A 22,417-nucleotide genomic window follows, 5' to 3' on the forward strand; every position below is an offset into this window, starting at 1 on the left:
ACTGGACTCAATCAGGTTTGATTTTTGGAAAGTGGTGCCGCTTTGGGACGCGTCAAAAAGAAAACCCCGCCAACATCGCTGCGGCGGGGCTTTGCGTGTGTATGCACTGTGTTTTAGCGCTCTTTGATGTACGGCTCCGCGCTAGCTTTTGGCGGGATCGCTTTGCCCACAAAACCTGCGAGGATCACCACTGTCAGGATGTAGGGCAGGGCGCCCAACAGCTGGACCTGTACCTTGATGCCAGAGACGTTCTCGATGATGTCGGGACGCAGTTCCAGTGCTTGGAACAGACCAAACAGCAAGCAGGCCCAGAGCGCATAAACCGGACGCCATTTTGCGAAGATCAGCGCGGCCAGCGCGATGAACCCACGGCCGGCAGTCATGTCTTTCACAAAGCCAGCTTGCAACGCGGACGACAGGTAAGCGCCGGCAACACCGCAGAGCACGCCACAAATCAGAACCGCCGCATAGCGCAGCCAGACCACGGATACGCCCGCTGTGTCCACCGCAGCCGGGTTTTCCCCAACGGCACGCAGACGCAGACCAAAGCGGGTGCGGAACAACAACCACCATGTGAGCGGAACGGTAAGCAGCGCCAGATACACCAGCGAGGAATGGCCAGAGATCAGTTCCGAATAGAACTGCTGCAATGGGCCTGCCTCAGAAATCATCTGGCTGAGTGGTTTGCCCGCCGCCTCGGCATCCTTTGGGCCAATCGCAAACGGCAGTTCAATTGGGTTGAAACGCGCGTCCCCTTCCAGTGGAGGCGTACGGCCCCCCTGCCGGAACCAGCTTTGCGCCACCAGAACGGTCATGCCCGCCGCGAGGAAGTTGATCGCCACACCGGAGATCAACTGGTTGCCGCGGAAAGTGACCGAGGCCAATCCGTGGATCACCGCCAGAGCCACAGAGGCACCCACACCGGCCAGCAAGCCAACCCAGGCACTGCCTGAGTAGAAGGCCACAGCAGCAGAGAAAAACGCCGCTGCCAGCATTTTGCCCTCAAGGCCAATGTCGACCACGCCGGAACGTTCCGAATACAAGCCTGCCAAACAGGCTAGCAGGAGCGGGGTCGCCAGACGCACAGAGGTGTCCAGCACCTGAAGTAGGGTCAGAAAATCCATCAGGCGTTCCTCCGGCGCATCGCAATGAAGAGTTTTTCAAGCGGCTCGCGCACCATGTTGTCCAGCGCCCCGGTGAACAGGATCACCAGCGCTTGAATAACCACAATCAGCTCGCGAGGAATGCTGGTCCACAGCGCCAGTTCTGCGCCGCCCTGATAGAGGAAACCAAATAGGATCGCGGCCAGCAGCACGCCAAACGGATGGTTGCGCCCCATCAGCGCCACGGCGATGCCGATAAAGCCTGCGCCCTCGGTGCTGTTCAGGATCAGGCGTTCGCTCTCGCCCATGGTGGTGTTGACCGACATCATGCCCGCCAGCGCACCCGAGATCAGCATCGCAATCACGGTGATGCGCACCGGGTTGATGCCTGCATATAGCGCGCCGGACTCGGAGTGCCCAAAGGCGCGGATTTGATACCCCAGCTTGGTGCGCCACATCAGCAGCCAGACAAACACACTCGCGGCCAGCGCCAGGAAGAAGGTCACGTTAGCAGGTGCGCCACGGAACATCTTGTTGCTCTCGGTGGAGAACATGTCTTGGAACGACGGCAGATGCGTCGCATCCGGGAATTTGGCAGACGCAGGATCCATTGCGCCCACAGGGCGCAGCAGTTCAACCAGCACATAGTTCAGGATCGCTGCCGCGATGAAGTTGAACATGATGGTGGTGATCACGATGTGGCTGCCGCGTTTGGCCTGCAGATACGCCGGGATCAAAGCCCAAAGCGCACCAAACAAGGCGGCGCCCACCGAAGCACCGAGGATCGCAAGCGACCAATGGGGCCACGGCACGTAGAGGCAGCACAGCGCCACGCCCAGACCGCCCAGCATTGCCTGACCTTCGCCACCGATGTTGAACAGACGTGCGTGGAAGGCGACCGACACCGCCAGACCGGTGAAGATGAAGTTGGTTGCGTAGTAAAGCGTGTAGCCCCAACCGGACGACCGCATCAGCGCGCCATCAACCATCAATTTCAGCGCTTCAATTGGATTTTCGCCAATGGCCAAAATCACAAGCGCAGAGAAAAACGCCGCCAAGAGCAGCGAAATCAAGGGGATCAGGACGATGTCAGCCCATTTAGGCATCTTATCCATCGGCGGGAACCTCCTGTTGTGTGGTGTCGTTGCCGCCATTGCCATTGGCCACGGCGGATGTGTCGGTGATCCCGGCCATCAACAGGCCCAGTTCTTTTTCGTTGGTCTGTGCCGCGTCGCGCTCACCGGTGATATGGCCGTCAAACATCACAACCACTCGGTCTGCCAAGGACAGGATCTCTTCCAGCTCCACAGACACAAGCAGGATCGCCTTGCCCTGATCGCGCAGGTTCACAACCTGCTGGTGGATGAATTCAATCGCGCCGATGTCCACGCCGCGCGTCGGTTGCCCGATCAACAGCAGGTCGGGGTTGCGCTCAATCTCACGGGCCAGAACGATCTTCTGCTGGTTACCGCCAGAGAAGTTTTTTGCAGCCAGTTTGGGATCGGGCGGACGCACATCAAAGCGCTGCATCTTGGCTTCGGCTTCGGTGTAGATGCCTTTGTTGTCCATCAGCAGGCCGTTCTGAATTTCCGGCGAATGATGATAGCCAAACACCGTGTTTTCCCAGGCGGCGAATTCCATGATCAGACCTTCGCGTTGCCGGTCTTCCGGCACGTGGCTGATACCCGCGGCACGACGGGCCTGCCCATCGGCACCATGGCCGCTGAGCGGGATTTCCGCGCCGTTCATGGTGATGGTGCCGGTGCCATCGGCAAAGCCACCGAGCACTTCGAGCAACTCAGACTGCCCGTTGCCAGCCACGCCTGCGATGCCAACAATCTCGCCCGCGCGCACTGTCAGGTCGATGCCCTTAACACGTTCCACGCCTGCTTCATCCACAACCCGCAGGCCTTTGATGTCCAGCACGGTCGCACCTGGCTCCGCAGGCTTTTTGTCCACGCGCAGCAGAACCTTCCGGCCCACCATCAGCTCTGCCAGATGCTCCGGCGAGGTCTCGGCGGTTTTCACCGTCGCAGTCATCTCACCACGGCGCATCACAGACACAGTGTCAGTATATTCCATGATCTCGCGCAGCTTGTGCGTGATCAGGATGATGGTTTTGCCCTCTTCGCGCAGACGATCCAGAATGCGGAACAGCTGATCCGCCTCCGCGGGCGTCAAAACGCCAGTGGGCTCGTCCAGAATGAGGATTTCCGCCTTGCGATACAGCGCCTTGAGGATTTCCACCCGTTGCTGGTGCCCAACGGAGAGGTTCTCGATCACCTCATCCGGGTCCACGTTCAGCCCGTATTCTTCGGCCAGATGTTTGAGCTCTTTGCGGGCGTTGCCCAGCGAGCTGTTCAGCATCGCGCCATCTTCGGCCCCCAAAATGATGTTCTCCAGCACGGTGAAGTTCTCCACCAGTTTGAAGTGCTGAAACACCATGCCGATGCCCGCGCGGATCGCGGCCTGGCTGTCCGGGATCAAGGTCTTCTGCCCCTTGATGAAAATCTCCCCGGCGTCGGCTTTATAGAAGCCATACAAAATCGACATCAGCGTGGATTTGCCCGCGCCGTTTTCGCCGATGATGCCGTGGATGGTGCCCGGTTGCACCGAAATCGAAATGTCCTTGTTTGCCTGGACAGGGCCAAAGGCTTTGGAAATGCCTTTGAGTTCAATGGCAGGCGCCGTCATTCAGGCTCTCCCAGTCCTGCGAAGCCAACCATCCGCGTTGCGCGGTTTTCGGCATCAAGTTCCACATAGTATTGGCCCAGCTGTTCCTTGCCGTCAGCCATGCGAAAGGCAACCGTCAGGCGGTAGTGGCCCTTAGTCTCGCTGGTGTTCACCACCGCCGCTGTCGCGCCAGGCGCGTATTGCGAATACATCCCGATATATCCGTTCAGCGCATCCAAATCGGAGATAGGCGCTTCGGATCGTGGGTCGATGTATGTGAAATTGTCCGCAAGCGCTCCTTTGAGAGCTTCTGCGCGTTTTGTGGCGTCGGTTTCCCCCCACGCGACAAAGAATGCGTTTAACGCATCTACCATCTACGGGTCCCCCTTTAAGGTTTGAGGGCCGCACCGCGATGGTACGGCCCTCATAAAGAGCTCCGGGTTCAAGCCCGGAATCTGCTTATTCTACTGGGCAGGTGTTGTCGCTCATGTAGTCGTGTACGGCCAGCTCACCGGACGCGATGGCGTCTTTTGCCATGTCCACTTTCGCTTTCATGTCCGCGGACACGAGGGAAGCGTTGTGCTCGTCCATGGCGTAGTCGATGCCGCCGTTGGCCACACCCATCACGTTGAAGCCGGTTTCTAGGTCAACGCCTGCCTTCATGGCTTCGTAAACCGCGTTGTCCACGCGCTTCATCATGGAGGTCAGAACTTTGCCGGAGTGCAGGTGGTTCTGGTTGCTGTCCACACCCACAGACAGGATGCCTTCATCCGCTGCGGTCTGCAGAACACCAACACCGGTGCCGCCAGCCGCTGCGTATACAACGTCCGCGCCCTGTGCGATCTGTGCTTTGGTCAGCTCAGAGCCTTTTACCGGGTCGTTCCATGCGGCAGGGGTGGTGCCGGTCATGTTCTGGATCACGGTGGCGTCTGGGTTCACAGCTTTTACGCCCTGAACGTAGCCACAGGCAAACTTACGGATCAGCGGGATGTCCATGCCGCCGATGAAGCCCACGGTGCCGGACTTGGACGCTTGCGCGGCCATCATGCCAACCAGGTAGGAGCCTTCGTGCTCGTTGAACACCACGGAACGCACGTTTGGCGCGTCCACAACCATGTCGATGATGGCGAATTTGGTGTCAGGGTAGTCAGGTGCCACTTCGCTCAGCACGTTGCCGAAAGCAAAGCCGGTCATCACGATTGGGTTTGCACCCGCTTCTGCAAAACGACGCAGAGCCTGCTCACGCTGAGCTTCGGACTGCAGTTCGATTTCGCGGAAGGTGCCGCCGGTTTCATCCGCCCAACGGGTCGCACCACCAAAGGCCGCTTCGTTGAAGGATTTGTCGAATTTGCCGCCGAGGTCAAAGATCAGCGCTGGCTCTGCCAGAGCTGCGCCTGCGGACAGGGCTGCGGCTGCGGCTGCGCCGAGGAATTTGTGCATGAGGCTCATAAATGTCTCCCATATATTGAGCGGGTCGGTCGTTGTTTTGGCGAGCTGCCGTCCCGTCTGTTGTTTAGATCCCGCCGGATCATCGTGTTACTAAGGCGATTGAGACCGTTAGCGTCAACGATTTTTTGACCGTTTGGGCAAAAATGACCGCTCTCGAATCACACCTACGACTACCTTAACGCCTTTTTCATAAGGCTGGCAGTGATTTGCTCTCCGTCCGGTCTGCTGTAGTAGCCAGGCCGCTCACCGCAGATTTCGTAGCCCGCCCGCTGATAGAGCGCAAGCGCCGCTGCGTTGTCCTGCGCGACCTCCAAAATCGCCCAACACGCTCCGCGTGTTTTTGATTCGGCTTCGAATTGATTCAATAAAATAAGGCCCAGGCCCTTGCGCTGGTGGTGCGGGTCCACCGCGATGGTCAGCAACTCCGCCTCATCCGCGATCACCCGACCCAAAGCGAACCCCACGTCACCTTCGATGGCAAAGGTCAGGCGTGAGGCCAACATGTCTGAAATTTCAGCAGCACTCCACACGCGGCTGTGGGGGAAAGCGGCAGCATAGATCGCCGCCATCGCCTCTGGCGTCATGGCAGGATCACCGGTGCCGGATCTTTGGGCGGGGCTGCGTCCGCTGGCTTGATGTAGAGCGGGGCAGGGCGCGCCGGGCTGTCTTGGTATCGTTGCATCGCCAAACGCGCGATCTGTTCCACCAAGCTGGCGGCTTCTGGTGTCACCAGAGGCGTTTCTTGGGCGACCTGCGCCAGCTCCTCTTCGGAGGCCAGATAGGGCGTGCCGCCTTTCAAGAACAAATACCCTTGGCCACGCGGCGCGCTCACCATGGCCACACCGTCGCCACTCAATCCGGCTTCAATTGCGTCAAAGCTGTTCACGCCAACGGCTGGAATGCCCAGCCCAAGCGCCAAGCCGCGCGCCGCAGACACTGAAATCCGAATGCCGGTAAAGTTGCCCGGCCCAACGCCGACGCCAATCGCATCCAAATCGGCAAAAGCCTTGCTGCCTTCAGCCAGAACCTCTTCCAGCAGCGGCACCAGCCGTTCTGCCTGTCCGCGTTTCATCTCTTCGACCTTACGCGCGATGATCTCATCTCCGCACAGCAAAGCGGCCGCGACATGCGCGGCCGATGTATCGAAACTCAAAACCAAAGGGTTGGTCATGCCCGTGGCTTACACCGCAACAGGGCGCACTTCGGTCACTTCAGGAATGTAGTGACGCAGCAGGTTCTCGATGCCCATTTTCAGGGTCAGCGTGGAGGAGGGGCAACCGGCGCAGGCACCTTGCATGTGCAGGTACACGACGCCGCGATCAAACCCGTGGAAAGTGATATCGCCACCGTCCTGTGCCACAGCCGGACGCACACGGGTGTCCAGAAGCTCTTTAATCTGACCCACAATCTCGCCGTCTTCGCCGGTGTGTTCTGCATGGCCGGAAGACGCCGCCGCATCGCCCGCCATCACAGGCTGACCGGACTGGAAGTGCTCCATGATCGCGCCCAGAATGGAGGGTTTGATGTGGTCCCATTCAATGCCGTCTGCCTTGGTTACGGTGACAAAGTCATTGCCAAAGAACACGCCAGACACGCCGTTCACTGCAAAAATCCGCGTGGCCAGCGGGGACGCTGCTGCGCCTTCGGCTGTTGGGAAGTCGGCGGTGCCCACCTCCAGCACAGTTTGGCCGGGCAGGAATTTCAGAGTGGCGGGGTTCGGTGTGGATTCCGTTTGAATAAACATTGGCAGACCTTTCCTATCGCATTTGATATGCGCCTGCCTTGGTCATTAGTCAAGGTTTAGATTCATTCTAAACTGAGGTTTGTAAAAGCGCGACGTCAGGTCACAGCTTCCAGCTGCTCCTTGGTCAAATCACCGGGCACGACCGTGATCGGCACCGGAAGGCTACCGGAGTTGCGCGAAAGCTGAGACACCAGTGGTCCAGGCCCCTTGCGGTCATTACCTGCGCCCAGCACCAAGACGCCGATCTCTTCGTCTTCTTTGATCTCTGCCAAGATCTCGTTCACCGCTTCGCCCTCACGGATTTTCAGCTCCGGATCAACCCCCTGCCGATCCCGCATCCACTTGGCAAAGACCTCGTAGTGCACCTCGATCCGCTCACGCGTTTCTTCGCGCATCAAGTCACTCACGCCAATCCAGTGGTTGAACTCTTCCGGCGGAATGATCGACAGGATTTTGACACCACCACCGGTCCGCGCGGCCCGCATCGCTGCAAACCGCATCGCATTCAGACATTCCCGGCTGTCATCCAGCACCACGAGAAACTTGCGCATAAGGCCCCTCCGTTTCCGCGATCATGACGTTTGCGACAGGAGCACGCAACAAGTCTTTGTCTTTGTGTGTAAAACTCAATCGCCATTTCTACGCATGAAAACACTCGGATCCACCATGCGGAACCCGTATTTCTCATAAAGCCCATGCGCATCGTTTGTCGCTAGCATCCAGCCTTTGACGTCTTTCAATTGCGGATGCTGCAACAACCCGTCGACCAACTGGTGGCTCAATCCTTGTCCCCGATGCGAGTGCAGTACAAAGAGGTCCATGATATAGCCGAAGTATACCTGATCCGACACCGCACGTGCAAAACCTACTTGCCGAGGTCCGTCGTGCACCGATACGCAATAACTGTGGGCAAGCGCTTTTCGTATGTCTTCCGGTCTTCGGTCCTTGCCCCAATAACTGCCCGAAATGAACCCGCACACCATTGGCAGGTCCAGATCATCTTGCGAACGGCTGAGCCGTATTTTGGTCATCAAATGTCCTTATGCGGTGGTCGCGGCCCAGTCCCAATACATCTCGCGCACGCGGCGTGTCATCGGGCCAATCTGATACTGGCGCTTCTCAAAAGCTTTCACCGGCGTGACCTTGTTCATATTGCCTGACAGGAACACCTCGTCCGCCTCTTCAAAGTCGCCATAGCCCAGAATGGTTTCATGTACCGTCACACCATCTGCGCGCAGGTTTTCGATGTGCCGCGCGCGGGTGATGCCCGCTAGGAAAGTTCCATTTGGAATTGGCGTAAACACTTCGCCATCGCGCACCATGAACACGTTGGCGGTGGCGGTTTCCGCCACATTGCCCATCGCGTCACAGGTCAGCGTGTTGTTGAACCCTTTGGCGCGGGCTTCGCGCAACATGCGTGCATTGTTGGGATAGAGGCAGCCTGCCTTGGCATTCACCACGGCGCTTTCCAGAACCGGGCGGCGGAACTGGGTTTTGCAAAGTGATACTGCCGCATCCGGAGACGCCATCGGAATTTCTTCAAGACAGACGGCAAAACCGGTGGTGTCCGCACTGGGAACAATAGCCGTCGCGTCGCCGTCCAGTCCCCAGTACATCGGGCGGATATAAACCGCCGCGCCCGGCGCGTAGGCTTTCAAACCCTCTTTTACAATCTCAACCATATCGTCGGTGGAAACTGTTGGTGTGAGCATCAGGGCCTCGGCAGAGCGATTGGTCCGCGCGCAATGCTTGTCCAAGTCTGGCGTCAGACCATTCACCAGCCGCGCCCCGTCAAACACATTGGAGCCCAGCCACGCGCCATGATCGGCGGCGCGGATGATCGACAGATCTCCGTCATGCCAAGAGCCGTTGTAATAGGTGCGGATGTTCGTGCCGGTCGCCATGGCGCAGGTCCTTTTGCTGATTTGAGCGCGAGACTAGGCCGCGCTTGCCGCAACGTCCAGTGGGTCGCGACAGGAAGGAACGCGACGTTTCGGCCCAAGCAAAAAGGCCGCAGGAAAATCCTGCGGCCTTGAATGCTTTGTGATGGTGAAGCGCTTACTTAAGGCGCTGCCCATTGGCCAGAACCTGACCTTTGTCGTTGACTTCAATCTTGGAGACCAGCGTGTCGTCACCGTCACCCGGCTGGGTGAACATGCCCATCATCATGCGCGCGCCCATCGCCTGATCTTCTGGCAGTAGGCCCATGGAGATCAGCTTGTCCATCAGGCCATTGATACCTGCAATCTTGATATCAACGCTGCCTTGAGGACGGGGCAGGCCGTCAAAGCTCTCCAGATCAGTGTTGTCGAAGGTGAAGCTGCCCGCGCCTTCCACAGCCGCACCGGCCAGGTTCAGCTGGATGTCGTTGATGCTCAGGGAGTTCAGCTCACCCGGGATTTCCGGGCTGTCTTCGTCCAGTGTCAGGATGTCCATCGCCACGGTGGCCAGACCGCTCACATCAACAATCAGGTTGGCCGGATCACGCGGCAGCACCTGTCCAGGGTCAAACATGCCCCAAAGCATCTCGGACACGCTCAGGTCCAACAGTTTAACGGTCAGGCCAAAGTCCTGCTGTTCTTCCGAGGCGGCCAGTGGCACGGAGAAACCATAGCCCATTTCGCCAAAGCTCACATCAATCGGCAGCGGGAACTCGCTGCTGGAGATGTTCACGGCCACATCGGAGATCGTGCCGTCATAAGACATGATGTCGCTGTTCATCTCGACACCTACGACACCGGCACCGCTGGTGTAGGACATCGCCACAGGGTCATCGCCGTCCATGGCGTTCATGCTGAAGGTCGAAGACTCCAGCGCGTAGCTGCCATCCACATCAAACCCATCCGCAAAGAACGCCGCAACATCCTCACCGTATTCGCCGGTTGGCACGCTGGCGGAACCGTCCAATTTCAGCCCCGCAACGGAGAGGTTCACGTCAAAGGCGTCACCGGAATCCGGGTCCGTACCTTTGGCCACAAGGCTCACGTTGCCAATGGTGCCGGTTTGGACGCTCTTGATCACGTCTCCAAACGTGGTCTGCGAGCGACCAGCCAGATCGGCCATGGTCAGCGCAATATCCATGTCCGGCACGGTCTCGCCGTCCACAACAATGCTGTCCACGGTCAGGTCCAGCTTGCTGGCGGCATAATCATAGACCATGGCGTCAACGGTACCGGACACGATGTTGTTCATGTCGGCAGAGCTCATGGTCAGGGTGATTTCGACGTTTTCATCGTCCTCAACCACATTCACCTTGATCGGCGCGTTTTCTGGTAGAAGCACGCGCACGGTGCCGTCGCCCACGTTCTCAAAGGACATGGTGCCCATGTCGATGGCCACGGTAACGTCCTCTTCAGGAACCGCCACGGTCATCACCAGATCATTCACGCTCAGCACGTCGCCACTGGTGCTTTCGTTTGCGGTGATCTCGTAGCCAAAACCGGTCATCGAGTCGCGCCAGCTGCCCCAGACTTCCTCTGCGGTGACATCTGCCCAGGCGGCCTGAGCGCAAAATACCGTGGCCAAAGCCGTGGTTGTGAAAATGCGGGGTGCTGAAATCTGCATCAACTTATCTACCTTTTCAAAGCCTTCCTCCTAAGACTGGGTCTTCGGTGGGGCAGGGTCAAGGGTCAAACCAGCGGGTTTTTTCGCTGGGGGTGGACGCCTTGCCTTGATCGCCTTACTTCAAGGGAAATCAAACATTCCAAAGGGTTGTTTACTGACACTTGTCGGCAAAAATCAGCCTCCCGCCGCCAAATCCGGGCCTTTGCCCAAAGTGAGACAGACATGATTGACCTGACCAAAGACAAAAACGGCCTCTGGGTGGTGACCATCAATCGGCCGGAAAAAGCCAATTCCCTGACCGAAGCCATGCTCACAGAGCTTGCCGAAATCGCTGAGTCGGCTCAGGACGCCCGCGCGCTGATCTTCACCGGCGCCGGCAAGGTCTTCTCTGCTGGCGCCGATCTGGACGAAGCCCGCGCTGGGCTGGCCACCAGCCCGGTTTGGGAGCGGTTGTCCTGCGCCGTTGCGGCGCTGCCCGGCCTGACCATCGCAGCCCTAAACGGCACTTTGGCAGGCGGTGCCAACGGTATGGCCTTGGCCTGTGACATCCGCATCGCGGCACCTCATGCCAAGTTTTTCTATCCGGTGATGAAACTTGGCTACCTGCCGCAGCCCTCTGATCCGGCCCGTCTCGCAGCATTGGTCGGCCCCGCCCGCGCCAAGCTCATGTTGATGGGTGGTCAGAAACTCTCCGCGGAGGAGGCGCTCACCTATGGTCTGATTGAGCGCATTGTGCCCGCAGAAGACGTGCTCACCGTAGCGCGCGACATTGCGGCGGACACTTTGGCGGCTAAGCCGGAGATCGCATCCGGCATCAAGCAGATGTGTCTCTAAAATACCCAGTTTCCCGCATGTATCATTTTGGTCATGTTTTTGGACCAATTCGCGTGTGTTCTTGACCCTACGGCACAGCTGTCGCAAACCGCACCCGCCGGTGCCATTGGCATGTTTCATCCACACCGGCAGATGTATTTAAGGTGTGAGGGTCTCATGAGCGAAGATCAGTTGATCGCGCAGCTGCGCAAAATTGTTGGCAAACGTCACGTCCTGACCGGCGCACGCCGCACGCAACGCTTCCGCAAAGGCTTCCGTTCCGGCGAAGGTGACGCCCTCGCTGTGGTGCAGCCAGCGAAGCTTCTGGAGCAATGGCAGGTGCTGCAAGCCTGTGTGGCGGCCGACAAAATTGTCATCATGCAGGCCGCCAACACCGGCCTGACCGAAGGCTCCACCCCCAAAGGCACCTATGACCGTGAGGTTGTGCTGATCAACACCCGTCGCATGGACGACATCCAGCTCATCAAAGACGGCAAACAGGTGATTTCCTTCCCCGGCTCAACACTGTTCAAGCTGGAAAAACTGCTCGCGCCCATTGGCCATCAGCCGCATTCGGTGATTGGCTCCTCCTGCATCGGCGCCTCTGTGGTGGGCGGTGTCTGCAACAACTCCGGCGGCTCGCTTGTGGAGCGTGGTCCCAGTTACACCGAGCTCTCCGTCTATGCCCAGATCACCGAGGCGGGCGAACTGCAGCTGGTCAACCATCTCGGCATCGACCTCGGCGCGACGCCAGAGGAAATCCTGACCAATCTGCAATCCGGCAACTTCACCGCCGAAGACATCCACGATGACAACCGTCGGGCTTCCGACACTGACTACGCCCGCCGCGTTCGGGATGTCGACGCCAACAGCCCGGCGCGCTTCAACGCTGACAAATCCCGCCTTTATGAGGCCGCAGGCTGTGCCGGGAAACTCGCCGTCTTTGCCGTGCGCCTGGACACCTATGCCAAGAACGATGCGGAAAAGACCTTCTACGTGGCTGCCTCGGATACGGCGGCACTTGGCACTCTGCGCCGTCGCATTCTGAAGGACTTCAAAACCCTGCCGGTCAGCGCCGAGTACCTGCATGAGGATGTGTTCGACCTCTCTGATTTCTATGGCAAAGACACGATGGTGATGATCGACAAGCTGGGCACCGATCGTTTGCCCACTTTCTTTGCCCTCAAAGGCACCGTGGACGCCCGCCTGCAAAACGTGCCGGGCCTGACGCATTTCACCGACAAGTTCATGCAGTTCGCCGCCAGCCTCTGGCCCAATGTGGTGCCCAAACGCATGCGCGCCTTCCGCAAGGCTTATCCGCACCATCTGATCCTGAAGATGCGGGATGGCGGCATCGACGAAGCCCGCGCGCTCCTGACGGAAATGACCTCCAACGGCGCGCTCGACTTCTTTGAATGTGACGACCGTGAAGCCAAAATGGCCGGTCTTCTCCGTTTTGCCGCCGCTGGTGCCGCCGTGCGTTACATGAATGTGCACAGCGCAGAGGTCGAAGACATCATCGCGCTCGACATTGCCCTGCGCCGCAACGATGAGGATTGGTTCGAAACCCTGCCCAAGGAAATCGACGAACAACTGGTCAGCAAGCTCTACTACGGCCACTTCATGTGCCACGTGCTGCATCAAGATTATATCGTGAAAAAGGGCTGCGATCCCAAAGCGCTCAAGGCGGCGATGCTTGATCTTTTGGACCAACGCGGGGCTGAGTATCCAGCCGAACACAATGTTGGCCATCTTTATCCAGCAAAGCCGGGCCTCGCGAAATTCTACAAATCTCTAGACCCGACCAACAGCCTGAACCCCGGCATCGGGAAGATGTCGCGCAACAAACACTACAGCTGAATTCAGCGCTTTCGTCGCCCGCCCGGCGTTTTGGAGTGAAACCCCGGCGGGCGCTTGCTGACCCAGGTGATAAACTTGGCCAGCCTTGGATGGGTTTGCAGTATCTCAATCGAGTTATAGACCTGCGCCAGCTCGGTTTCCGTCAGGGTCGCGTGGATTTCATTGTGACAGATCTGGTGCAACAAAGCGGTTGGCCCGCCTTTCCCGCCGCGCAATCGCGGGATCAGGTGGTGCTTGGACTGGCGCGCCTCCGGTGGAATAGGACGGCCACAGAGCGGGCAAATCGGGTCGCGCGTCGCGTCTGATGCCGCATCTGCCACGTTTTTCCCCCCGTTTTTGATTGAGTTACCAATGCCCGCAAGGCAAGAGGATACTCAAAGCGCCCATTTCAGCAAGTGGACCTCTCATGGACGGCACAGCCTTACTCAACTCAGCTCTCGAACATATCGACCGTCTGTGGGGCATTGCCCAAGGCTGGCTGCTCAGCCCCGCCGCTTGGTCGCAATTTGGCCTGCTGCTCGTGGCCTACCTTGCCGCGCTCTATGCCAGCCGCAAGCTGCACCCGCTGCTGGATCGCTGGCTCACCCCGCCAGAGGGGCAAGACAGCTACATCGCCCGCGCCCGCCGCTTTGTGTCGATGTTCCTGCCGCTATTGCTGCCGCTTCTGGCCTACGTCTTCATCGGCATAGGTGAAAACGTGACGCGCTCGCTGTTTGGTTCCGGCGCGGTGATCGCCTTTGGGAAACGGGTGTTCCTGTTCTTGGCTGTGCGTATTCTGGTCAAGGAAATCATCGCTGATCCAGTGATGAAAGTGCTGGGACGCTACCTGCTTGTGCCCGTCGCTGGCCTCTACGCGCTGGGCATTCTGGATGAGGTCATGGCCTATCTGGACGCCACGGTTGTGCCGCTGGGCAACCTCTCCTTCTCCGTGCTATTTGCCATCCGCTTTGTTGTTGTGGCGAGCGCGATCTTCTGGCTCGGCCGCTGGTCCAACGAGCAATCCAGCCAGTTCATCAAGAAACAGGACGAGATGCGCCCGGCCATGCGCGAGCTCATCGCCAAAACCTTGGAAATCGGCATCTTTGGGGTCGCCTTCCTGCTGGTGATGAACATCATGGGCATCAACCTCACCTCCCTCGCGGTGCTCACCGGTGTGATTGGTGTGGGCCTTGGTTTTGGCCTGCAAAAAATTGCCTCCAACTTCATCTCCGGCGTGATCCTCCTGCTGGAAGGCCAGGCCACGGTGGGCGACTATGTGGAGTTGGATGGCGGTGAGGCTGGCACCATCATCAAAATGACCGCCCGCGCCACCATTCTGGAAACCTATGATGGGCGCTGGATTGTGGTGCCCAACGAGGATTTCATCACCACCCGCGTGGTGAACTACTCCGACTCTGGCTCTGCCAATCGCTACGAGGCGCCTTTCTCGGTCAGCTACGACACCGATATCAACAAAGTGCCGGACATTATCGAGGCCGCCGTCGCCAAACACCCCGGCGTGTTGAACGACCCGTTCCCGCCAGATTGCGAGCTGCGCGGCTTTGGCGACAACGGTGTGGATTTCGCCGTGGAGTTCTGGGTCGAAGGTATTGATGATGGCCGCAACAAATTCACCTCTGATGTGCTCTTCCTGATCTGGAACGCGCTCAAGGACGAAGGCATCACCATACCGTATCCGCAGCGTGTGGTGGAACTCAAAACACCGCTGCCAACCGCGTGAGTGATGCGCTGATCATAGGCGCTGGCCCCGCGGGTCTCATGGCGGCTGACGTGATCTCCGCGGCGGGCCATACGGTTGTGGTGGCCGAGTCCAAGCCTTCGGTCGCGCGTAAGTTCCTGATGGCGGGCAAGTCCGGTCTCAATCTGACCAAAGACGAGCCGTTTGAGACCTTCCTGAGCCACTATCACGAGGCCGCCCCCACTCTGCGCCCGATGCTGGAGGCCTTTGGCCCCAAGGATGTCACCGTCTGGGCTGAAGCCCTGGGGCAGGAGATGTTCACGGGGTCATCTGGTCGTGTCTTTCCCAAAGTCATGAAAGCCTCGCCGCTCCTGCGGGCCTGGCTCAAACGGTTGTCAGACCAAAATGTCGACATCCGCACACGCTGGCGCTGGACCGGCGGAAGCTATCGTTTTGACACACCGACCGGCTCACAGGAGATCAGCCCCAAGGTCTGCGTTCTTGCCTGCGGCGGTGCCAGCTGGGCGCGTCTTGGCTCTGACGGCGCATGGGCTGACTGGCTCAAAGCGCCTGTCGCGCCCTTCCGGCCCGCCAACATGGGCTTTGAAGTCGACTGGTCCCCACATATGGAACGCCACTTCGGCACGCCGATCAAAAACGTAACCCTCTCTGCGGGCGATATCTCCCTACGCGCAGAGTTTGTCATCTCCGAGCGAGGCCTTGAAGGCGGCGGCATCTACGCCGTCTCCCGCCAAATGCGCGAAGGGGCGTCGCTCACGCTCGACCTTTTGCCGGACATGAGTGTGGACGACATCCAAGCCCGATTGTCCCGCCCCAAAGGCAAAATGAGCCGCGCCAACTTCCTGCGCAAAGCGCTGAAGCTCTCACCGGAGAAACAGGCCTTGCTGATGGAGTTTGGCCAGCCGCTGCCAGAGGACCTAGCCCCACTTATCAAGGCTCTGCCGGTCACCCACACAGGCCCACGTCCCATGGATGAAGCGATCAGCACCGCAGGCGGCCTGCGCTTCGATGCTGTAGATGCATCCCTCATGCTCAAGGATCATCCAGGCACCTTTGCGGCAGGTGAGATGCTGGATTGGGAAGCCCCCACTGGCGGCTACCTGCTGACCGCCTGCCTCGCCACTGGCCGCTGGGCTGGTTTAGGTGCCACAAACTGGCTGACACGCGCCGCCTAGCTTTCTCATTCGACAAATATCCCGGGGTGAATTGGCCGCAGGCCAAGAGGGGCTGGCCTCTCACTTTTTCTTCGGCAGCAGGCGCTGAAACGCCTCACGGCTCCGCGTAACCTTGATGTAGCCCAGCAGCTCCTCATTGTCGGTCGGGAACCCCTCAAACTTCGCCCAAGTGGCGCAGTGGGTCAGGATGATATCCGGCACGGTCATCTCTTCCCCCATCAGATAGGTGCCCTGCCGACGCCGCAGCACGTTCTTCAAGCCGCGACTGTACTCCCACATCAGTGTCTCTTTCACCGCAGGCACCTTGCGCTCGTCTGGCAGGATGAAGTTGTGACGGCTCGCGGTCCAAAGCGCCGCTTCAATTTCATCCAGGATCTGCTGTGTGAAACTGTCCTGATGCGCCCGCGCGATGCTGCCAGCCGGGTAGGTCAGTGCGTTATGTTTATCCGCCAAATAGGTCAGGATCGCGGTGCTGTCGATGATCGCCGCATCACCGTCTTTCAGGATGGGAATTTTGCCCGAAGGATTGAGCGCGCTCACCACCTCGGAATGCGGCTTTTCCGGAGACAGTTTGTAAGGCTGGCCCAGCTCTTCCAACATCCAAACCACCCGGAACGCGCGGCTGGTGGGGCTTCCGATCACTTCATACATGGCATCCTCCCTGCTCATTGAGGGGAGACTGCCCGCCGATTTCTCCTGAAACAAGCGTCCCGTGTTTTCGTGACGCCTCGTCGCGCGTTACCGCCCGCGCTGGCCCAGCATCGCCAGTCGCAGGAATAACCGCTCCACCAGCGCCATCTCCGGCGCCCGCTGTCCGGCGGACCGCAGCTGCAAATCGGTGTCGGTCAGGCCGGTCAACGCCTGCTCCAGCTTGGGTGCGCCCCAGCTCGACGCCTGTCGCACCATACGATCCCGACGCGGCCCAAAAATCGGTGGGCGCATCCGGGCAATGCCCGCCGCTGCCCCACCGGGGTCTGCCGCCGCACCATAGAGCGCCCGGAAATGCCGGGTGGCCGAGATGATCAGCAATACGGGGTTCACGCCTTGCGCTTCCAGCTTGCGCAGCACCGGGCCAATCTCCCGCGCACGGCCTTCCGCGACGATGTTCAAGATGTCATCCAACGCGGCTTCTGTGGACACGGGCGCGCAGGCCGCCACCTCTTCAGAGGTCACCGGCAAGTCGTCCTTGAACTTATAAAGCGCCAGTTTTTCACAGGTCTGCCGAAAATCGCCGGGGTCCAGCTCACGCGCCAGATTGAACAGGTCGGTCATCGCTTCCTGCTCAACATTGCCAAGACCGGCAGCCTTCAAGTCGGCCTCGATCTCCTCGCGGCTGGGCGGATCGTTGTAAATCCCCACCGCATAGGCATTGCGATGGGTCTCAAACGCCTTGCGCATCTTAGAACTGGCCTTGAGCTGCCCAGCGGTCACCACAATCTGTGCATCACCTTCGGCCCAATCCTCGAGCGCGCTCAGAATCGCCGGTGCCCCAGCATCTGTCGCGCCTTCGACAAACACCACGCGTGGTCCGGGAAAGAAGCTCACTTCCTTGATGGCATCCAGCACGGCGGCTTTGTCTTTGCGCAAATCCGCCCCGGGAATGCGCGTCAACCGCATTTCCTCTTCACCCTGCGGGCCAATCAAAGCGGCAATCACCTCTTGGCGCTTCAGCGCCACGCGCATCGCGTCGGGCCCGTAAATCAACAGGCCGGTGCGATCTGCCTCGGGGGTGCCAAAATACCGGTTGGCGTCGCGCGCAGAAAGCTTCATGCCGTCTCAGACGCCGCATAGGCCTGAAGATCGACCACAATCCGATCCGCCAGAATCACCATCAGCCGTTCATAAGCGTCGTCTTTTGCAGCCAGCTCCGAAACCGTGCTGCCGCTGGCCGAATAGCTTGTGAAGCTCGACACCTTGCCGGTGGTCAGCACCTCTTTGTTGTCCATCCCGCGCAAAGCGTAAGTCACGGAACCAATGACATCAAAGCGGTTGGTCACCTGGGCAGAGGTGCGGCCCACGCCACGTTCATCCAGATGCAACGCCAACGATAGCCCATACTCTGGTGCGCCACCCGGTTGCCCCAAACGATTTTCCAGCTCACGCACCAACACGTAACTTTCATTGGCCTTGGGCTCATCCACCAGCACATTGTTGAGCAGCATCGAGGCCGCCCCATCCGTGCCATAGACAGGCTCAAATCCACAGCCGCTCAGGGAGGTGCCCCCCAACGCGGCTGCAGACAACATAAAGAAGCGGCGGTTAAACGACGACATTCACAATCCGACCGGGGACAACAATCATCTTTTTGGGCTGGGCCCCATCCAGCGCTCGGACAACAGCTTCATGCGCCAGCGCCAGCTTTTCAACCTCTTCTTTTGGCAGGTCTTTGGCCACGGTGATCTCACCCCGGCGTTTGCCGTTGATCTGGATCGGAAGCGTCACATTGGCCTCAACCAGCATCGCCTCATCGGCTTTCGGCCATGGTGCGTTTACGATCAGGCCTTCGCCGCCCTGATGCGCCCAGATATCTTCCGCGAGGTGCGGCGTCATTGGCGACATCAGCTGTGCCAGGGTCATGATCGCTTCGCGTTTCGCCGCCTTACCCGCCTTGGATTTGGCAATGGTGTTGGTGAAGGCATAAAGCTTCGCAATCGAGGCGTTGAAACCAAAGCTTTCCACACCCAGCGTCACATCGCGGATTGCTTTATGCGTCTCACGCAGCAACTCGTCGTCACCTTGCCCCTTGGCACCGTCGTCCATCTCGCCAATCTTGTCGCAGAGGTTCCAGACGCGGGTCAGGTGCTTGTAGGCCGCTTCCGCGCCGGAAGCCGTCCACTCCACATCGCGCTCGGGTGGACTGTCAGACAGTACAAACCACCGCGCGGTGTCAGCGCCAAAGGCGGTGATGATGTCGACGGGGTCCACGACATTGTTCTTGGACTTGGACATCTTGGCAGAAGGAATGACCTCTACCTTCTCGCCGGTCTCTTTCACAAAGGTGCCACCGTCACGTTCTTCCACTTCCGCAGGATAGTGATAGATCGCGCGGCCGTTTTCGTCGGTGCGCTCTGCGTTCTTATAGATCGCGTGTGTCACCATGCCTTGGGTGAACAGCGCGTCAAACGGCTCTTTTGCGCTTTCTGGCAGGTGGCCACAGATGTGCATCGCCCGTGCAAAGAAACGCGAATAGAGCAGGTGCAAAATCGCGTGTTCAATGCCGCCGATGTACTGATCGACGTTCATCCAATACGCCGCATCTTCGGCCACGGTTGGCGTGTCTGCCTTAGGTGCAGTGAAGCGAGCAAAGTACCAGGAGCTGTCCACAAAGGTGTCCATAGTGTCGGTTTCACGCTTCGCAGGCGCACCGCAGTTAGGGCACTTACAATCGCGCCAGCTAGGATGACGGTCCAGCGGGTTGCCCGGCACAGAGAAATCAATCGCCTTGCCGTCTTCATCATAGGGCAGCGCAATTGGCAGGTTCTCTTTCTTCTCCGGCACCACGCCGCACTCATCACAATGCATAACCGGAATCGGGCAGCCCCAATAGCGCTGACGGCTCAGACCCCAGTCACGCAGGCGGAAGTTGGTCACACCTTTGCCCCAACCGGCATTCTCGGCAAAATCGATGGTCACATCGATGGCTTCCTGTCCGGTGGCCTCATCCAGACCGGCAAAATGGTTTTGCCATTTCACCTTCTCTTCTTTGCCGGGCACAAACGCGGTGTTCTCCACCGGTGTCTCGTCGCCAATCGCAAAGAAGGTGTCGACCACGGGCAGGTCATATTTGCGGCAGAAATCCAAATCGCGCTGATCATGCGCCGGGCAAGCAAAGATCGCGCCGGTACCGTAGTCCATCAAAATGAAGTTCGCGATCCAAACCGGCAGCTCCCACTCGGGGTTCAGCGGGTGCTTCACGCGAATGCCAGTGTCATAGCCCAGCTTCTCTGCAGTCTCGATGGCCTCTTCCGTGGTGCCGCCCTTGCGGCACTCCGCAACAAAGGCTGCCACGTCTGGGTTCGCCGCTTCCAATTCTTTGGCAATTGGGTGGTCTGGCGAAATCCCCACAAAGGAGGCGCCCATCAGCGTGTCGGGGCGAGTCGTATAAACAGTGATCGGCGCGCCACCATCCACACGCTCAAAGCCAAATTCCAGACCGCGCGACTTGCCGATCCAGTTCTCCTGCATCAGCCGCACTTTCGCAGGCCAATTGTCCAGCCCGTCCAGCGCGGTCAGCAACTCGTCGGAATAGTCGGAAATCTTGAAGAACCACTGCGTCAGCTCACGCCGCTCCACCAACGCACCTGAGCGCCAGCCACGGCCGTTCTCCACCTGCTCGTTGGCTAGCACGGTCATGTCGACCGGGTCCCAGTTCACCACCGCGTTTTTGCGGTAGACGAGACCTTTCTCAAGGAAATCAAGGAACAACGCCTGCTGCTGACCGTAATAATCCTCGTCGCAAGTGGCAAACATGCGCGACCAGTCCAGCGACAGGCCCAGCGGCTTCATCTGCTCAACCATCGTGTCGATGTTGGAGTAGGTCCAATCCTTCGGGTGGCCGCCAGAGGCCATCGCCGCGTTTTCCGCTGGCATACCAAACGCGTCAAACCCCATCGGGTGCAGCACATTGTGACCGGTGGAGATTTTGTAGCGCGCGATCACGTCGCCCATGGTGTAATTGCGCACGTGCCCCATGTGCAGCTTGCCCGACGGGTAGGGGAACATCTCCAGCACGTAATACTTGGGCTTGCTCTCATCCCGAACGGCCTTGAAGGTCTCGGTCTTGGCCCAGGCCTCTTGCCAGCGGGCTTCAATCTCTGCGGGGCTATAGCGCGACATGCGGTGGCACCTTTTCATCTATTCGTGTCAGCCACTTCAAAAGCGTGGCGCGGGTTGCGCAAGGTGATAGGCCGCCCGCGCGCCTTGGTCCAGTCACAAGCGCCGCAATTTGACCTATCACATGGCTTACCGTGGCCTATTTTCGCGCTATACACCTCTAACAAGAATATTTGAGACAGGTTGTTGGCGTGAAAATCCTCTTCATTCACCAGAATTTCCCGGGACAGTTCAAACATCTGGCACCGGAGTTGGTTGCGCGCGGCCATGACGTGCGCTCGATCACTTTGCGCGCGAAACAGCGCGGCACCTGGCAGGGGGTGGAACTCTACCCCTATCAAATCAAACGCAAACCGGCGCAGGGCTTGCACCCGTGGATGGTCGATTTTGAAACCAAAGTTCTGCGCGCCGAGGCTTGTTATGCCGCCGCGCGCAATATCCGCGATCAGGAAGGCTACACGCCGGATGTGATTGTCGCCCATCCGGGCTGGGGTGAGTCGATGTTTTTGCGCGATCTTTGGCCGACCGCGCGCATTGGTCTCTATTGCGAGCTTTATTATGCGCTCCATGACACCGACACGCATTTTGACTCGGAATTCCCCAAGCGCAATGCCGACACTGATTCCATCCGCCTGCGGCTGAAGAACCTCAACAATATGATGCATCATCAGTCTGCGGACCTTGGCATCAGTCCAACCCAGTTTCAGGCAAACACCTTCCCGCCGGAATACAAAGACATCATCAGTGTGATTCACGATGGCATCGATACAGATGTGGTGAAGCCGAATCCGGACGCCTCCCTAACGTTGCAGGATGGCACGGTTCTGACCCGCGAAGACGAGGTCATCACCTTTGTGAACCGCAACCTGGAGCCTTACCGCGGCTATCACGTCTTTATGCGCGCGCTGCCGGAGCTGCTCAAACAGCGCCCAAACGCCCGTGTGCTTATCGTGGGCGGCGATGAGGTGAGCTACGGCGCAGCCCCACCGAAAGGTCAAACCTGGAAGCAAATCTACATCGACGAAGTGCGCGGCAAAATTCCGACCCCCAACTGGGAGCGCGTACATTTCCTCGGCAAAGTGCCTTACGACCAATTCCTCTCCATGCTGCAAATCAGCAAGGCCCATGTCTACCTGACCTATCCCTTTGTGCTCAGTTGGTCTTTGATGGAGGCCATGGCCATCGGCGCGCCGATTGTCGCCAGCGACACTGCACCTGTGACCGAAGTCATCACTCATGGTGAAACCGGCCGCTTGTTCCCATTCTTTGATGGCGAGCGCATGATCGAAGAAATCTGCACCGTGCTGGATGACCCCGACATGTGCGCCGAGATGGCCAAAGCCTCCCGTGCCTATGCGGTAGAGAATTATGATTTGCAGAGCTGCTGTCTGCCCAAGCAACTGGAGTGGATTCAAAAGCTGCACGATATGCCTCCGGGCGCATTGCGTAGCTGAAACAAAAAAACCGCAGCCTCAAGACTGCGGTTTTTTGAGAATCACTGGAA

At 58.8% G+C, this 22,417-nt stretch carries 22 protein-coding genes; 5 read left to right on the plus strand and 17 right to left on the minus strand.

The window, feature by feature from the left end:
* Positions 1-113 precede the first annotated feature (113 nt).
* From MK208_RS08785 to MK208_RS08840, 12 genes are all read right to left on the minus strand, one after another.
* Entirely contained in the window at positions 114-1,124 is a 1,011-nt protein-coding gene (locus MK208_RS08785; RefSeq protein ID WP_294115988.1) for an ABC transporter permease, read from the minus strand.
* Positions 1,124-2,218 carry an ABC transporter permease gene (locus MK208_RS08790; protein WP_294115989.1) on the minus strand — a complete coding sequence of 365 codons (1,095 nt, stop codon included), beginning with the start codon at positions 2,216-2,218 and terminating at the stop codon, positions 1,124-1,126. The genes MK208_RS08785 and MK208_RS08790 overlap by 1 nt, the downstream gene beginning before the upstream one ends.
* The gene (locus MK208_RS08795; RefSeq protein WP_294115990.1) at positions 2,211-3,797 is read right to left on the minus strand and encodes an ABC transporter ATP-binding protein; all 1,587 of its coding nucleotides are present in this window, start codon (positions 3,795-3,797) and stop codon (positions 2,211-2,213) included. Before MK208_RS08795 ends, MK208_RS08790 begins: the two co-directional genes overlap by 8 nt.
* The gene (locus MK208_RS08800; RefSeq protein WP_294115991.1) at positions 3,794-4,150 is read right to left on the minus strand and encodes a molecular chaperone GroEL; all 357 of its coding nucleotides are present in this window, start codon (positions 4,148-4,150) and stop codon (positions 3,794-3,796) included. Before MK208_RS08800 ends, MK208_RS08795 begins: the two co-directional genes overlap by 4 nt.
* Before the next feature lie 85 nt (positions 4,151-4,235).
* Positions 4,236-5,225, minus strand: a complete 990-nt coding sequence (locus tag MK208_RS08805) for a BMP family ABC transporter substrate-binding protein (protein WP_294115992.1) — start codon at positions 5,223-5,225, stop codon at positions 4,236-4,238.
* A 170-nt stretch (positions 5,226-5,395) separates the two neighbouring features.
* A complete protein-coding gene (locus MK208_RS08810) occupies positions 5,396-5,809 on the minus strand; it encodes a GNAT family N-acetyltransferase (protein ID WP_294115993.1) in 414 nt (137 codons plus the stop codon).
* Positions 5,806-6,396, minus strand: a complete 591-nt coding sequence (gene tsaB, locus MK208_RS08815) for a tRNA (adenosine(37)-N6)-threonylcarbamoyltransferase complex dimerization subunit type 1 TsaB (RefSeq protein ID WP_294115995.1) — start codon at positions 6,394-6,396, stop codon at positions 5,806-5,808. Before tsaB ends, MK208_RS08810 begins: the two co-directional genes overlap by 4 nt.
* A gap of 9 nt (positions 6,397-6,405) precedes the next feature.
* Positions 6,406-6,969 carry a NifU family protein gene (locus MK208_RS08820; protein ID WP_294115997.1) on the minus strand — a complete coding sequence of 188 codons (564 nt, stop codon included), beginning with the start codon at positions 6,967-6,969 and terminating at the stop codon, positions 6,406-6,408.
* A gap of 95 nt (positions 6,970-7,064) precedes the next feature.
* A complete protein-coding gene (locus tag MK208_RS08825) occupies positions 7,065-7,520 on the minus strand; it encodes a universal stress protein (protein WP_294115998.1) in 456 nt (151 codons plus the stop codon).
* 75 nt (positions 7,521-7,595) lie between these two features.
* Complete coding sequence (locus tag MK208_RS08830; RefSeq protein WP_294116000.1) at positions 7,596-8,000, minus strand: GNAT family N-acetyltransferase; 405 nt, start codon at positions 7,998-8,000, stop codon at positions 7,596-7,598.
* A 9-nt stretch (positions 8,001-8,009) separates the two neighbouring features.
* Positions 8,010-8,873 carry a branched-chain amino acid aminotransferase gene (locus tag MK208_RS08835; RefSeq protein WP_294116002.1) on the minus strand — a complete coding sequence of 288 codons (864 nt, stop codon included), beginning with the start codon at positions 8,871-8,873 and terminating at the stop codon, positions 8,010-8,012.
* 154 nt (positions 8,874-9,027) lie between these two features.
* Positions 9,028-10,533, minus strand: coding sequence for a DUF2125 domain-containing protein (locus MK208_RS08840; protein ID WP_294116004.1), 1,506 nt, complete (start codon positions 10,531-10,533; stop codon positions 9,028-9,030).
* Positions 10,534-10,755: 222 nt separating this feature from the next.
* On the opposite strand from MK208_RS08840, the gene MK208_RS08845 reads away from it, so the two are divergent.
* Together MK208_RS08845 and dld are read left to right on the plus strand one after the other, a co-directional pair.
* Entirely contained in the window at positions 10,756-11,367 is a 612-nt protein-coding gene (locus MK208_RS08845) for an enoyl-CoA hydratase/isomerase family protein (RefSeq protein ID WP_294116005.1), read from the plus strand.
* A 156-nt stretch (positions 11,368-11,523) separates the two neighbouring features.
* On the plus strand, positions 11,524-13,206 hold the full coding sequence (gene dld, locus MK208_RS08850; protein WP_294116007.1) for a D-lactate dehydrogenase: 1,683 nt from the start codon (positions 11,524-11,526) through the stop codon (positions 13,204-13,206).
* Between the two features lie 2 nt (positions 13,207-13,208).
* On the opposite strand, the gene MK208_RS08855 is transcribed toward dld, so the two are convergent.
* Positions 13,209-13,526 (minus strand): HNH endonuclease, encoded by a 318-nt coding sequence (locus MK208_RS08855; RefSeq protein ID WP_294116009.1) that lies wholly within the window; start codon positions 13,524-13,526, stop codon positions 13,209-13,211.
* A gap of 86 nt (positions 13,527-13,612) precedes the next feature.
* On the opposite strand from MK208_RS08855, the gene MK208_RS08860 reads away from it, so the two are divergent.
* Positions 13,613-14,926 (plus strand): mechanosensitive ion channel domain-containing protein, encoded by a 1,314-nt coding sequence (locus MK208_RS08860; RefSeq protein WP_294116010.1) that lies wholly within the window; start codon positions 13,613-13,615, stop codon positions 14,924-14,926.
* Entirely contained in the window at positions 14,923-16,080 is a 1,158-nt protein-coding gene (locus tag MK208_RS08865) for a TIGR03862 family flavoprotein (protein ID WP_294116012.1), read from the plus strand. The genes MK208_RS08860 and MK208_RS08865 overlap by 4 nt, the downstream gene beginning before the upstream one ends.
* Before the next feature lie 60 nt (positions 16,081-16,140).
* Here MK208_RS08865 and MK208_RS08870 read toward each other — a convergent pair whose 3' ends face one another.
* The 4 genes from MK208_RS08870 to leuS form a co-directional block, all read right to left on the minus strand.
* A complete protein-coding gene (locus MK208_RS08870; RefSeq protein WP_294116013.1) occupies positions 16,141-16,731 on the minus strand; it encodes a glutathione S-transferase family protein in 591 nt (196 codons plus the stop codon).
* An 87-nt stretch (positions 16,732-16,818) separates the two neighbouring features.
* Positions 16,819-17,850, minus strand: a complete 1,032-nt coding sequence (gene holA / locus MK208_RS08875; RefSeq protein WP_294116014.1) for a DNA polymerase III subunit delta — start codon at positions 17,848-17,850, stop codon at positions 16,819-16,821.
* Positions 17,847-18,353 (minus strand): LPS assembly lipoprotein LptE, encoded by a 507-nt coding sequence (gene lptE / locus MK208_RS08880; RefSeq protein WP_294116015.1) that lies wholly within the window; start codon positions 18,351-18,353, stop codon positions 17,847-17,849. Before lptE ends, holA begins: the two co-directional genes overlap by 4 nt.
* Entirely contained in the window at positions 18,340-20,916 is a 2,577-nt protein-coding gene (gene leuS / locus MK208_RS08885) for a leucine--tRNA ligase (protein WP_294116016.1), read from the minus strand. The genes lptE and leuS overlap by 14 nt, the downstream gene beginning before the upstream one ends.
* 188 nt (positions 20,917-21,104) lie before the next feature.
* Here leuS and MK208_RS08890 point away from each other — a divergent pair, with 188 nt between their 5' ends.
* Positions 21,105-22,367 (plus strand): glycosyltransferase family 4 protein, encoded by a 1,263-nt coding sequence (locus tag MK208_RS08890; protein WP_294116256.1) that lies wholly within the window; start codon positions 21,105-21,107, stop codon positions 22,365-22,367.
* Positions 22,368-22,417: the final 50 nt, after the last annotated feature.

Source organism: Shimia sp. (assembly GCF_022448905.1).
Lineage (GTDB): Bacteria > Pseudomonadota > Alphaproteobacteria > Rhodobacterales > Rhodobacteraceae > Shimia.